At 43.2% G+C, this 13636-nt stretch carries 9 protein-coding genes, 1 other RNA gene and 2 pseudogenes; 3 read left to right on the forward strand and 9 right to left on the reverse strand.

Translation table 11 applies throughout. The features are described 5' to 3' along the window. Positions 1-560: 560 nt before the first annotated feature. Positions 561-1805, reverse strand: a pseudogene (locus F6J94_RS07890) (RNA-guided endonuclease InsQ/TnpB family protein). Between the two features lie 757 nt (positions 1806-2562). Between F6J94_RS07890 and F6J94_RS07895 the strand changes: the two are divergent. Next, on the forward strand, positions 2563-2943 hold the full coding sequence (locus F6J94_RS07895) for a hypothetical protein (RefSeq protein WP_293025178.1): 381 nt from the start codon (positions 2563-2565) through the stop codon (positions 2941-2943). A gap of 129 nt (positions 2944-3072) precedes the next feature. Here the strand turns inward: F6J94_RS07895 and F6J94_RS07900 are convergent, their stop codons facing one another. The 3 genes from F6J94_RS07900 to F6J94_RS07910 form a co-directional block, all read right to left on the reverse strand. Continuing rightward, on the reverse strand, positions 3073-4323 hold the full coding sequence (locus F6J94_RS07900; protein WP_293038829.1) for a nicotinate-nucleotide--dimethylbenzimidazole phosphoribosyltransferase: 1251 nt from the start codon (positions 4321-4323) through the stop codon (positions 3073-3075). Between the two features lie 418 nt (positions 4324-4741). Continuing rightward, positions 4742-5596 carry a DUF2232 domain-containing protein gene (locus F6J94_RS07905; protein ID WP_293038831.1) on the reverse strand — a complete coding sequence of 285 codons (855 nt, stop codon included), beginning with the start codon at positions 5594-5596 and terminating at the stop codon, positions 4742-4744. A gap of 122 nt (positions 5597-5718) precedes the next feature. After that, positions 5719-6426 carry a Crp/Fnr family transcriptional regulator gene (locus F6J94_RS07910; protein WP_293038833.1) on the reverse strand — a complete coding sequence of 236 codons (708 nt, stop codon included), beginning with the start codon at positions 6424-6426 and terminating at the stop codon, positions 5719-5721. Between the two features lie 391 nt (positions 6427-6817). On the opposite strand from F6J94_RS07910, the gene F6J94_RS07915 reads away from it, so the two are divergent. Next, the gene (locus F6J94_RS07915; RefSeq protein WP_293038835.1) at positions 6818-8107 is read left to right on the forward strand and encodes a hypothetical protein; all 1290 of its coding nucleotides are present in this window, start codon (positions 6818-6820) and stop codon (positions 8105-8107) included. Between the two features lie 178 nt (positions 8108-8285). On the opposite strand, the gene F6J94_RS07920 is transcribed toward F6J94_RS07915, so the two are convergent. Together F6J94_RS07920 and F6J94_RS07925 are read right to left on the reverse strand one after the other, a co-directional pair. Continuing rightward, entirely contained in the window at positions 8286-8510 is a 225-nt protein-coding gene (locus tag F6J94_RS07920; protein ID WP_293038837.1) for a hypothetical protein, read from the reverse strand. Continuing rightward, positions 8476-8574, reverse strand: a pseudogene (locus F6J94_RS07925) (RNA-guided endonuclease TnpB family protein); the annotation flags it as partial. The pseudogene F6J94_RS07925 and the gene F6J94_RS07920, both read right to left, overlap by 35 nt. A 980-nt stretch (positions 8575-9554) precedes the next feature. Between F6J94_RS07925 and F6J94_RS07930 the strand changes: the two are divergent. Beyond that, a complete protein-coding gene (locus F6J94_RS07930) occupies positions 9555-10190 on the forward strand; it encodes a sugar transferase (protein WP_293038873.1) in 636 nt (211 codons plus the stop codon). A gap of 399 nt (positions 10191-10589) precedes the next feature. Here F6J94_RS07930 and ssrA read toward each other — a convergent pair. From ssrA to F6J94_RS07945, 3 genes are all read right to left on the reverse strand, one after another. Next, positions 10590-10981: a transfer-messenger RNA gene (gene ssrA, locus F6J94_RS07935) on the reverse strand. A gap of 161 nt (positions 10982-11142) precedes the next feature. Next, entirely contained in the window at positions 11143-12306 is a 1164-nt protein-coding gene (locus F6J94_RS07940) for an NDP-sugar synthase (RefSeq protein ID WP_293025167.1), read from the reverse strand. 271 nt (positions 12307-12577) lie between these two features. Then, positions 12578-13447: a segregation/condensation protein A gene (locus F6J94_RS07945; RefSeq protein ID WP_293038839.1), complete on the reverse strand. Its 870-nt coding sequence runs from the start codon at positions 13445-13447 to the stop codon at positions 12578-12580. Between the last annotated feature and the right edge of the window lie 189 nt (positions 13448-13636).

Here is a 13636-nt window from a genome sequence, read left to right on the forward strand (position 1 = left end):
TGGCCGTGATTTTAACGTCTTACGAAATTCACCCAACAGCTGAACTGGGATTGAATTTTGCAACAGCCTTACCTTTAAAGAGGCTTGTTGTCCAGTACAACCAGATGCTAACTGACTAAGGGCTATGGTACTAGCACCTAGTATCAAGGAGCGTCGCTTCATAAGTATTTCTGAATTTCCTCTGGTTACCAACTATTTGACCTTAATTTACATTGGCTCAATAGCAACTACCATAGCTATTACCAATTAACTGACTTTTGTGATCTCTTAGACCAACAGCCATCTGCTAGATCTAGTAAATCTAATCAATTAACAACTACTCATAGTCTGGTTAACAAAACTAATCCAAGTCAAGGGCTAAGGCATCTGAATCTAATTTTACATCAATGTAACATTAATTAAAATCAATAATAGTTATACTGTTATTAATGTAAGTTAATTAAGAGTAAGCACGATCAAAAGAACGAAAACACCAGCTTGGTCTCCCTTTTCCTGCCTCTCCTCCCCCTGAACACACAGTCCTGTTTCAGAGCTAACTGTGACATACTCCCGACGTTGCCCTAACGGGACAACGCGGGCTTCTTGCCAACACCAGGTATCCCTTCGGTTGCTCGGCAAGCTTTACTACTGACGGAATGCCCTACCGCCAAATTTAATACATTGATCGCCGCATTCACATCCCTATCTGCTGTGTATCCACAATGAGGACAAGAATGAATGCGGTCTTTCAGTTTCTTTGGTACCTTTTTCCCACAATTGGAACAGTTTTGGCTAGTATTTCGAGGATTCACTGCAACTGTAAGTAACCCAGCATTTAAGGCCGTAGGCCACGCTACGCGAACGGCTTTGGTTGACAGTATAGACAGGAATTAACCCCAGCCAGCGTCTAGTACAGACTTGGCGATTTTAGTCTTAGCCAAACCCTTAATATTTAACTTCTCATGAACAACTAGGTCGTGATTGTCTAGTAAGTTTTTCGCTGTTTTGAAGTGAAAATCTTTTCTAGTATCGGCCACTTTTTTATGAGCTTTCCCTAGTTTAATAACAGCCTTTTTTCTGTTGTTGCTACCTTTTTTGGATCTGCTAACGGCTTTTTGAATCTTCTTTAGTAGTTTTTGAGCTTTCCGATAGTATTGAGGAATTGGCACCTCAGAGCCATCCGACTTAACCAGAAAGGACTTAAGACCCATATCTATCCCAACAGGACTAGAGGCGCTATCTACTGGGATAATATTTGGAACAGAATCATCCTGAATAGATAGTGTGACGTAGTACCCGTCAGCTTTTCGGGTTATGGTAGCCGTTTTGACTTTAAACCCTTCGGGGATAGGCCGATGGTAAATCATTTTGACCTTCCCAAATTTAGGAAGAGTCAAAATACTCCCAGTTATCGGGTTCTTAGAAAGAGCGGGGAAAGTCAACGATTTGTATCTATTTTTACTTTTAAATCTTGGCCTGCCACTTTTCTTTCCGTTACTGTCTCCTTTCAGGAAACGTTTAAAGGCTAGGTCTACCAGTTTAACGCAATCTTGCAAAACTTGAGACTGAACTGCCCCGTACCAAGGTCTATCCTTTTTTAGTTGAGGTAAAGTCTTTTTCTGAGAAAAGTAATCAGGATTATTTCTTAGTTCTGGCAAGTGACACACCAAAGGACAGGAGTTTATAGAACAACGATTTTGCTCATACCAGCTAAACCTATCAGCCAATAAGTAGTTATATTGATGACGGAGCATATCCAACCATCTTTCTACTTCCGCTTCTTGTGGCTTTGTTAATCTTAACCGGTACTGATAAGCTGACCTCATTGTTGCTATCTCCTATTTTTCGACCTACTATAAAGGTAACAAATGTTGTAACAGGTGTCAATTCAAAAATCAAATATCAACGATTTGTAATCAGAATGACTAATTTTGAAAAACAGCAGTTAAAACAGGAAGCCGACCGAAGGGGGATGACTTCATCTGAGTTGCTAAGAAGTTTAATAGCTCGTTTCCCTGAGCCAAAAAATACCTAGTCGGCAATTCCGTTTCACTTCATTGCCCCGCTATCATCCCGACGCTCACCTTATCAGGTAGAGCGCGGGGCTTCTCGCGGACTAGCTAAAAAATCTAGATCTGTAAGATAGAGTGATCGGGAGATAGAAATATCCAGATCAAGCAGTTAATGCACTGATTGGTTATCTTGTCAACTTCGATTACTTGACCATCTCTCTAGGAGTTAGATCAGGTAATGACATGGGCAAAACTATCCGTACGTTATGTATTAAAAATCACTAATGCCAAGGAATTAATTCCGAAAAAACCGATTGTGCTAATTGTGGTGCGGAACTTGGGATAAAAGACAATTATTAATTAAGGTTGAATTAATCAGGGTAAATATTAAGATATACAGCGGCTATCTGGCATTTTTGAAAAAATTACTCTGGAAAACAGACTCTAAGGAGTTTAGAGCGGATTTTTGACATATTCTTGACAATAGTTAAATAAATCAGCAATTCATCGGATTTTAATCCTTAAGTGACTAGGATAAAAAGAGAACTAAGTTATGGTAGTTTAAAATCCTATGGATGAATATCAAAATCAAATCATGGCTCTAAGTGATAGAGTAGATACGCTGTGCGAAGCCATCGAAAAACTCAGTTTGAAGGTTTCAGAAGGTCTTTCTGAACTCAAAAATAGTTCAAGGCAGGAAACTGAGCAATCTCAGCCAACTGGGCAACCGATACCCCGGACCCACGAAAGTCAAAGTGCCATTAACCTACTGACCCAACATAAAGATGTGCTGATTGATAGTAACTCTGGGCTAGGTAGTTTCTCTAGCAATAGCAACAATAATATCTCTGCCGATATTCAAGTCCAACGCTTAACTGCCCAACTTACAGCAGCCTACAATCGGATTGCTGCCTTAGAAGAACAACTCCTAGCACAGCGAATTCATTCCTAATTGCCAGTCTTCTCCAGATTAGCCTCAGGGTTCAAGGTTAATAGCTAAAACAAATCAGTGCCTCTGCCAAGGATTTTATAACTAACTTGGTCAGACTGTAAAGTGTTTTTTCACTGGCTCCAACAACAATCACCTCAGAGAAAGACCATATTGCTCCACCAAGTTTTCAATGGCTTGAAGTAATTCAGCCGAGTTCCAACCCTTATAAAGGTGGGCTGCGATCGCACATCCTCCAGCACCCACACCTTCCTTGACATATCCTTGCTCATATGCCTGTAGCTGAGGATAACGAGACTGGGTAAAACTCAATTGTGTTGCCAAAAGGGGTACACTCCCAATATCTTGTGCTAATCCAACCGTGTCACCAGTCGAGTCTTCTGCCACCCAGCGAGTTGTTCCCACAACTACTTGTGCTGGTTGCCATGCTAGGGAATTACCCTCAGTAATACTGGGGTAAGCTAAAACCGACTCTGCCAATGCCTGTGCTAAGGTATAAACCGCTAGCATTTGGGTACCACCAGCGAGTAAAACGCCACAGCGACGACTAGCTGCCATTGCCATACCTGCTGCGGCAATTTGCATCGGATCTCCCACCGCTGCCACTAGCTTTAAGTGATCAAGTGGTGAGGGGGTGAGGGGGTGAGAGGATGAGGAGGTGACGGAGTATAAAGGTGCGGGGTGGTAGGGGTGAAACGGTGAATTTTTCTTCCTAGGTTCGCTTTCAGGAAGCTCCCCGGCTCCCCTACCCCCTAACCCAGCTCGTTGTAACCCCAGCTGCACCACGTCCCATTTTTGACCATGATTGCACTGGGGATGGCTACTGTTAACCTTGCCAGCTGCATCAATCCCCAAGCCAGTGAGCAGGCTAAGTGCGGTGGTAGTTCCCCCAACCACACACTCACTAATAATCAGATAGCTATCACCAACCACATTTGCTAGCTTTTCTCCCCACTGTAAACCTTGCTCAAATAGTCGTTTGACTGTTTCCAGGGGCAAGGCATTGCCAGAAGTTAGGCACTTAGCAGGAATACCACCTAAGTCAATCGCTGGTACTGTCGGAGGGTGAGGTAAACCAGCATTGAACAGATAGATCGGTAGGTTAAATGCCTCAACTACAGCACGGGAAATAAAGACAGGGGATACTCCCACAGTTAGAGGAGGAAGGGGATATTGAGGTTGGCGAGTAACTCCATTGACCAAAAACTCAGCATCTGCGATCGCAGTATACTGACGATCATCTGGGGTAGCACCAGCAGCAGAAATGCCTGGAATCAACCCAGTAGCAGTGAATCCTAAAATACAAGCAAATACCGGTGAGCATCCCTGATACTGCTGTAACCACCGTTTTCCCTTTACCTGCTGGGTATAAACTCGGATCATTAGTCCTTAATCCTTAGTCCTTAGTTCTTATATGAAATAGAAAAAACATACTACACTACAGATTAATTGTGGTTAAAGGGAACAGTTAACTTTGGATAAGTTAACAGAATAATTTCTAAAAAGTAGCAAATAAAGTAGTAAATATTTAACTATTTAATAGTAATACTTTTTATTTCACAAAAAAATAAAATTAGCAATATAATTCCATAAATTTAGATTAAATAAAAGAACGATTGCCATACTTCCCACGGGCATAAACTGAGCTAAAGGTAATCAATCAAGCTTAAGCTGTAAGCTCCAAAGGCTCAGAGCTGATAACTGTTTGCGTAAAGCGTAGCCCCCAAGTAGCGCTTAATCTGACCGTTGAAAGTATAACAAACAGTCTCTTCGCAATTACAAGTGACCAATGACTAATAGCTCAATCGTAATCCAGCAAAACTTTTACCCAGTTTGGTGGTCTAGGAATCGGGTTTCCTAATCGGTCGAGCATTAGTAAAGCTACAATATGCACTACAAATAAATAAATGGCATTGTTAATAATAATCATTACTATAGCCAAAGTTTGAACTAGAAATAGACTGGGCTGAAATAGCAACCCCAGCTTGACAAACCACCAATCCAATAATCCTGTCACCTGGGTCATCACGTAAACCCAGAGGTCTTCCCCCAATAGAATTGAGAACAACCAAAACCGAAAAAAGAAGCCTATTGTACCAATTAGCGTACCCATGCTAATGGAAAGCAGCCAGCTAGCTCGACGTTTCCAGAAAGCTCCCAGTTGTACACCCATCAGACCATAAGGGACCAAAAAGATAATACTGCGAGTTACTCCCATAAGCACTGATAGTAACAACCCCGAAACCAGTGCTGCCATCCAGGATGCCCTATTGCCCCTCCTTAGGTAGACTAAAGCAATCGGCACTGGGAAAAACATTTTGAGTATTGGTCCTAGAGGAAAGTAATAATTAATCAGCCAAATCAAGCTGGCGGTACTGGCCAGAAACGCTGTTTCTACCATGGTTATGGGTGTCTGAGGTCTAGGATTTAGACCATTAATCAGGTTAGGGGAGTTCGCAGAAGTGGATTGTTTGTAGACTGCCCTAGGTTCCCTCTTCTCTATTGGGTAATTTTGCTCCCCAGTTAATTGATCCCCGATCTCAGTTACATCAGCATTGCTCTTAGGGGATTCCATTGTTGATTTTGTGGGTTTGTGTTTAGATTGGGCAAAGAGATCTGGTGAAGCAGCTTGACCATCATCAAAAGAATCACTCATGCAAATTTAGGAACCTCTTGAGGAAAGGGACAGATGATAACAGAAGAGATACTGTTAAAGTACCCTTGCATCTTAGCCCATCTCAAATTTCTCCTCATTTGGAGATACCTTATATCTCAAGACTAGATAATCATCTTTTCTAGAGCAGGCAGATCACAGATAAAAAGGGTATCCTGATCCCGCATGATCAAGCCTTTCTTCTCCAGCTTTGTCAGGACTCGTGTGACCGTCTCCCGCGCCAATCCACTAAGGCTACTTATCTCTCGATGAGGTAAGTTAGGAATCTCAGTTCCTCTTTGTTTCAATTTGCCTTGTCCTTCAGCTAGAAACAACAAGGTGTCTGCCACTCGTGAGGTACTATCTGACTCCCGCAAGCGTAGGCGTCGGTTAACCTGACGCAGACGCTTTGCCATCAACTGAGCTAAGTGGACACCAGCCAAAGGTTCCGTATGAATTAACTGGGTAAAATCCTGAGCGGGTATACTACCAATGGTTGTAGGGGTTAAGGTAATCACATCTGTTGAACGAGGTACTTCTTCTAACGCTGCCATTTCACCAAAGATTTCTCCTTTCCCAAGAATATTGAGGGTCACTTCCTTCCCATCCATGTTATAGGTGCGAATCTTTGCCCAACCATCTAAGATGAAATAGACAGACCCCCCCCAGTCATTCTCAAGTAAAATCACTCGATTTGCAGGATGGCTACGGGTAACCATATTAATAATGGCTTTTTTGACACTAGAATCTGGTAAGCCAGCAAAAAAAGGAGTGCTAGCCATCGAATCATGAACATTAGAGTTAACTTCAGATGAATTGTATCGGTCTTCCATGGGATCATGAGCGCTTCGTAAACACCTTGAATAGATAGATGATCCGCTGTCAAATCAAGTGAGTCAGGGAGTTTGCCTGTGTCAACTAAAAGAAGCCAATGAAGCAGATCTGCTTAACCTCACCACCTTTGGTAGACCAACGAAAATGACTGATGTGAGTGAAATTGCCTTGACAAACAAAGATTCTACTGGAGCTAAACTACTTGCAGTGAGCTGAGGTAGGCTAATTCTGGTAGAGGGCTTGGCAATAATCACATCGGGTAAGTACAGTTATTATGCTCCATGATGAACAATTTGTAATAGTTTGGTGACTCTGGCAATTTAACATTAGACACAGGGGGCTGACTCTCACTCCTGTATGACTCAATTTGTTCTCGTCAAGGGTTTCAAAGTGACTGCTCAAACCGACATTCAATCTCTGATTGCTGATATTGACCACATCCTCCATAAGCCTGACTTTCCTCTACCATGGTTCAAGTCTGGTGACCTAGCGGCTGCACACCAGGTTTTGCGGAAAGTTCGTAGCTACCTAGTTTCCCAACAGCAAAAGCTAGGGGTGGAATCGGACAATACAACTACTACAGTAACCCCATCTCAGACGGGAGTACCCACATCTGTTCAGGAGGGAGTGCAGCAAATCCTGCAAGCGGTTACTCAAGAAATGAACCTTCTACGTACCGATTTCACGAAACCATTGCAGGTAGAGTTGGAGGCTCTACAGCAACAGCGGGAGTCTCTGGTACGAGAAATTCAGCATTTGGAGAGTACCAAGCAGCAGCTGGATTACTATACCAAACAACAAACTGCAAATGTGCAGTTTGCTTCAGACTACTTATCACAAGGGCTAATCAACCGCCTTGTCGAAAGCTTGACCCAAAAGCTATCTCAAATTTTAGCGAATTGGGAAGCTCACTTAAAACAGAATCCCACTAGTGATGACTCAATCAACCGATTGCCTTCAAATCAGGACGAGATTGTTGCTGTAGCCCAAAGACAAAAGGTCATTGAGCAACTACAGCAGCTTCAAAAACAATCTGATCAACTCATACAGAATATAGATGTTAACCAGCGGTTGATTTTTGAGACCCTACACAGAGATCTTCAAGGTTACCAGGAGTCTTTATCTGAGGAACTTGAAAAAATGCACAGCTTAGGCATGCAGGGAGAAATGTTGTTTGCTGCCTTTGTGAATCGTCTAGCTCAGCAGTTAGGACGAGAAGCTTCAAGCGTATGGTCTTCCTCACAACAACCACCGGATGTACAGGTTCAAGTTGAGGATAAGGATAGCTTTCAATTACATCCGGAAACCTTATTGTCCAAAAACTCTCTGACTATGACTGAGGTGGTGTCTGACCGTTCGCGTAGCGTGGCCAAAGGCCAATCAGATTTGAATCAGGAACCACCAATGGATTGGTTAACAGGAGAGTTGCCTCAATCGTGGGGCATAGGATTGTCTGAAGAAAATACACCATTGCGTTCGCGTAGCGGCTCGTACCGAGCATCGCGTAGCGTGGCCTATGGCCAATCGCACTTAGCCGATGGTACCCCAGAGTCCCAGAAGACATCTCGAACCAATGACTCCCTTGACCATTCAGAAGCCATTGCTACTATTAATGCGTTGACAGATTTGTGTGAACAGATGGTTGACACTCCCCGGTCATTAGACGCGGGGATTCGTTAAGAATCCATGAACGAATCTTACAGGCGTAGTCAAAGCGCCCCTACTGAGTTCTGTCAGTCACTTCAATCCCAACAGTTCCCGCTACTTTTCTTGCAAAAATTATGCTTTCGAGGTACTACCACGCTTGCCAGTTCGGTACGCTCTGCGATCTGCAATTATTTACCCGTTCACAAGAGGATTAGCGCAATGTAATCGTTGTTCGCGTAGCGTGGCCTTTTGGCCAGGGTCGGTATCTCTCCGGTACTAGAGTCGCTTCATCACGTAGGCGTCTGCCTTTACTCACATCATCATTATTATACATTTTTTTTGACGGCAGTGCGAGGGATTGCTCGCACTGCCGTGTCGCGTTTCCTCCCGGAGACGAAACCTTAGAATAGTGCAGCCTTACAACAAAACCTGTCACCTTTAATGCATAGCCTACCAACTATAAAGGCTGCACTATTCTTGCGGAAACTTCTAACCCGCTTTAAAAAGACGGGGCTACCACGAGGGGCGCGTATTTCCTTGTTCGGGCAGCGGGGCGTCAGCCCTTAGCAATCCGTGGGACGCTGTTAATAGACTCGGATGAAGCGCGTCTGTTCTGTTTTCGGTAAATTATTGAAAATTACTGCCAAGCTGGCAACATGGCTAAGCTATAGCCGTGTTTACTTATCTGTGATCTGAAATCCGCTTTTATAGCCCCTTTTTAGCCCAGTCAAGAGGGAAGTTGCGGCTAGATAAGTTTGGGTTTACCTGCCTTTCACCTAAGGCTTCGCCCCATGACTTGATTATAAAGGAGGTTTTTAACCTGGATTTGGTCTCAGAGGTAGTCTTGACGGATGTCTACCTAGCAACTTAACATCAATTGGATTATCTTTACCTCTAATCATTTCCAGTCATTGGTTGATTAATAATAGTAAAATATTTATTATATCAAAATTCATACAGGAAGTCAATTAATTCAACCCCAATTCACAATTCCTTCACGAATTCGTCCCTAAAATGTGAAAGTTCAATGAAATGATACAAAATATACTACTCCTTTTTTGACAAACCAAAATACTATAATCAGAGGCTTCGATTAAAAATTATTAATAAGGCGGTCAATAAAAATGACAAGGTCATCTACCTATATATAATTTACTTTTTTTGAAAAAATATCGACATTAGCGGGAACTTTTAAAGTTTTCAGCGGTCTGGTTAATAGACTATTTAGTTGACAACAAAGACTTTAGGGTTAGTGGGTGCCTACCAAATATTTTAAAAAATGGCAGGAGACTCTTCCGTAAAGTTTGGGCAAAAACTACCTAAGCAAGTTAGCTTACTTGAGCATAACTGTTCTATCAGCCTGGGGATTTCAAGCAATTATTCCGTCGTTTAATCAACTTTAGATAACTAATATAAAGCCGTGATTATCTCCAAGTCTTCTGCTTATACCTCGGTTGATTCACAAATTTGGGATAAGAGAATCCCAAGTTGTTTATTTAAGCAAGAGGTTCATCAGTCTGCCAACAGTAATATCAAACGATTAATTGATATTATTGGAGCTTTGGTTGGATTATTAATTACCGTGAGCATTGCAATTCCCATTGCGATCGCTATCTCGATATTCGATCCCGGCCCATTATTTTATAGTCAGATCCGTTGTGGTCTAAATGGGAAACCCTTCCGAATCTGGAAATTCCGCTCAATGATTGTGGGTGCAGACAAACTCAAGCACTTAGTAGAAAACCAAGCTAAAGGTCATATATTCAAAAATGAAAATGATACCCGTATCAGTCGGATCGGAGGCTTTCTACGCCGCACCAGTCTTGATGAATTTCCCCAATTCTGGAACGTCTTGATCGGAGAGATGAGCCTAGTCGGAACTCGTCCTCCTACCTTTGATGAAGTCATGGGCTACAACCGCCATCACTACAAGCGTTTAAGAGTTAAACCTGGAATCACCGGTGAATGGCAAGTCAATGGTCGTTCAAAGGTGACTGACTTTGAAGATGTGGTTCTTATGGACTTGGATTACCAACATAAGTGGTCTATCGGCTACGACCTGAAGCTGATTCTGAAAACTATCATGGTAATCTTGAATAGGCATGGTGCTTATTAAGCTCAGTTTATAAGCTGTTAACCTAATACTACTAAATCTGGAGTATTAAATCGGGGTTGAACAGAATGCTTAAGCTAACCCAATCTACAATGTTTGATTGAGAATGTTTGATTGAGGTGGGGTTAGCTTAAGCCAATAAATACGTATCCTTAACATATTAATTAATTAATCACAGGATAACCACTGCTATTTTTAGCAGTCAAATTAATCCTATTTTGCCAAGATTTACCGAACCATGTTGATAACTGCTATAAACAGACCAATAAATACAGTGGAAGTATTGAATGGTGAGACAAGTTGAGGAATAATCACTTTCATGCTCCCTAGGAGAATAAAAATTAACGTTGATGTACCGGGATAAATCCAGGAAATCAATCTTAATAGGTCATATTTATTTTTTAATGGAGCCTACGGGAATTGAACCCGTGTCCGCCCTGGTTATTTACTTATCGCTCATTCACAGGCCTAGCCCCTTTAACCCTCGGAGCGGGGATCATCCCTTATCCCGGATGACAGGATGCTTTGGTGAAGTCTTAGCTAGCAAACCGACCAAAGACAGCTTACTAGAGCATCCGTTGGGGTTAAGTCCGTAGTCCTTAACGGAGTCAAACTACAGACGCTCGAACCTGTTTATAGGTGTTTAGGCAACAGCAGGTGCAGCCTTACGAGCAAAAGGAACGATGTTGTTCGCAGTTACAATTTTTTTGAGTCCGGTATTTCCGAGAGAAGACTCACTCTCGACCTGAATCACGGGTCAGCTTTCACCAACACGTCGAAACCATTAAGGCCCCTTGCAGTTATTTCTTCTTTCTATTATAGTCCATCTTTCAATGTAGCAACTACCAAATACCCGTGATCCTCTTGCTGTGATCCTGAATTGGAAAGTTTCTTTAAAGCTGTTTAGCTGGGTAAATCCCCGCCTTCTATCAGGACGGGGATTTACGTGAACCTGTTAACTCTTGCTGCTCAGGATTTCCTCGATCGCTTGTCGTTCTGCTGGTTCAGTGACAGGCAAACTCTGGCGGGTATCAGTAATCAGCCAATCTAGGGCTGCCGCCTGAACATCAATAGCCGCACCAGTCTTATCAACACAATAGCGTCCAAACACTAGCTTATCCACTAGACGTACTCCGGCTCCAAGGCGAGAATATTCAAAAATTACGCTATTCTCAACGGTTGCTCCGCTACAGATCCAGCAATTGGGACCAATCATAGTTGGTCCGATAATCTTTGCCCCATCTTCGATGTGGGTCATAGCACCAATGTAAACCGGACCTTTGATATCTACTTTGTCCCAATTCACCGCCACATTTAAGCCAGTATAGATTCCGGGAGCGACTTCTTTGCCGGGAATCGGTACATTGTTGATTTCTCCAAGCAGTACACCTCGAACAGCTCGCCAGTAATCTGGCACTTTACCAATATCAACCCACTGGAAATCCATTGGCACCGCATAGAAAGGAGCCCCCGTTTCCACAAGTTTGGGAAACAGTTCGCCGCCAATGTCATATTCCTGACCAGAGGGGATATATTTAAAGATTTCTGGCTCAAAAATGTAAATTCCTGTGTTGATATTGGTACTGAGGGCTTCCTCCACTGAGGGTTTTTCTTGGAAAGCTTTGATTCGACCACTTTCATCTGTAACTACGACACCGTAGCTAGAAACCTGTTCTCGTGGTACAGGTTTTGCCACTAGGGTAGCAATTGCTCCCTTTTCTTTATGGAACTTAAGTGCTTCGGTCAAGTCCAGGTCAATCAGGGCATCACCACAGAGCACCACAAATGTATCATCAAAGAAGGGATAAAAGTCCTGGATCTTACGCATGCCACCAGCTGAGCCGAGGGCTTCCCCAACCAGTTGACCATCGACAATGCGACCTTCAAAGGAATAAGAAATTTCAACGCCAAAGCGTTGCCCATCTCGGAAATAGCTTTCAATTTCGTTAGCCAAGTGAGAGACGTTGACCACAATTTGGTTGAAGCCATGTTGTCGTAATAGTTCTAGTAAAAACTCCATTACTGGTTTTTGCAGGATGGGAATCAATGGCTTGGGAATAGTGTAAGTGATAGGGCGAACGCGAGTTCCCTTGCCAGCTGCCAGAATCATGGCTTTCATGTATCTTTTCTCCTTAAACTAAATCCATAGAGGTTGATGTGGGCAATTGAGTACGATTCTAACTAGTCCTTGAACTCTCACCCACTATTAGCACAAGGCACTAAAGTCCCTAACTTGTTTTCATCATTGCTGCTATTACACAGCGGACTTGCAAGCTGCGATTTTCTTTAACCTATGCTTTGAGTGATGCTTTAAGTGACCCCAGCTGAGAATTCCTGGTTTCCTGACAAGGCTAGTTGATTTTACAACCCCCCGCTTTTAAGCGTGGGGTTCATGACTCCAATTTACGGATTTTTAGATCTTGGTAGAATTCCTCTTGGCATAACTCAACCTTAGACTGAGCAGATAACAATAGCAGTCCCCAGAAAACACTAACTCTGTCCCCTATTGGTGATTCAATAGGAGTGATTGCTGTTTCTGTGTCAGCTTTTCCCGACATCTTGGCTGTTCCGAGTTTATCCTCCTGGTAAGAAGAACCAACGGAAGTTGATGCAACAGATGATGGGGATAACGTCCACCACTCTAACAACTGATTTAAATTCAGCCAATCTTTGTCTGCCGCTAGCTCATACCAGTAGCGGCATAGAAATTCCTCCAGCCGTGTGGCAATCTCGGTCAGGTTTTCATCGTGAGCTAGATGGGCAATACGAGCTGCCTGACTACGGGCACTAGAGCGAGTCCCTTTTTTAGGGGAAGGTAAGGGGTTTTCACCCAGTTGGGCTGCCATCTCCTGCAACTGTTGAATTAGCTCTGGCAGGGTTACTGGGCGTCTTTTAGGGGGTCGGGCAGCAGAGCGACGGCGTAGATGACGTTCTAGATTGCGAGGCAAACCTCTATCTCCCCTGCCACCAATTTCCTCGGACTCATCGAGTTCTTCGGATTCCTCTAACTCCTCCGGTTCTTCTAAACGTTCCAAGGTATCGGCTTTCAGTAGAACTAGCATGGATGCCCATAGAAACGCTTGCCCAGACTGAGACAAGTCCGTGTCACGGTATCCAAGTTCTGGATCACTGTCTAATGCTAGTGTACTTAGATAGCGGTCAATGACATCAATTACCTGAACATCCCATGGGTCAATTTCTCCCCGCTGTGCCACATCAATGAGAATAGCGATCGCTTCGGTAGCAGGTGTTGTAGTCATCTATAGGATCAAGTCAATAGACTAAAGATATATAGCCATGTCTTGTTTGATACTGTTGGTCAATTAACTGACAGCAGGACTTACACAAAACTGGGCACCAAACGCTATAAGCTATAAGTAGTAGGGTGACTCTACAAGTAAAGTTATTCCGGAAGTCCTGTAAGGGGTGACATCAAGTCCGGTAGCATC

This window comes from Moorena sp. SIO1F2 (assembly GCF_010672755.1).
Lineage (GTDB): Bacteria > Cyanobacteriota > Cyanobacteriia > Cyanobacteriales > Coleofasciculaceae > Moorena.

What these genes read in the sequence shown, in the direction of transcription:
- F6J94_RS07900 (WP_293038829.1), bottom strand. Translation starts at nt 4,323, where the DNA reads ATGATCCGAGTTTATACCCAGCAGGTAAAGGGAAAACGGTGGTTACAG.
- F6J94_RS07895 (WP_293025178.1), top strand. Translation starts at nt 2,563, where the DNA reads ATGGATGAATATCAAAATCAAATCATGGCTCTAAGTGATAGAGTAGAT.
- F6J94_RS07905 (WP_293038831.1), bottom strand. Translation starts at nt 5,596, where the DNA reads ATGAGTGATTCTTTTGATGATGGTCAAGCTGCTTCACCAGATCTCTTT.
- F6J94_RS07945 (WP_293038839.1), bottom strand. Translation starts at nt 13,447, where the DNA reads ATGACTACAACACCTGCTACCGAAGCGATCGCTATTCTCATTGATGTG.
- F6J94_RS07940 (WP_293025167.1), bottom strand. Translation starts at nt 12,306, where the DNA reads ATGAAAGCCATGATTCTGGCAGCTGGCAAGGGAACTCGCGTTCGCCCT.
- F6J94_RS07910 (WP_293038833.1), bottom strand. Translation starts at nt 6,426, where the DNA reads ATGGAAGACCGATACAATTCATCTGAAGTTAACTCTAATGTTCATGAT.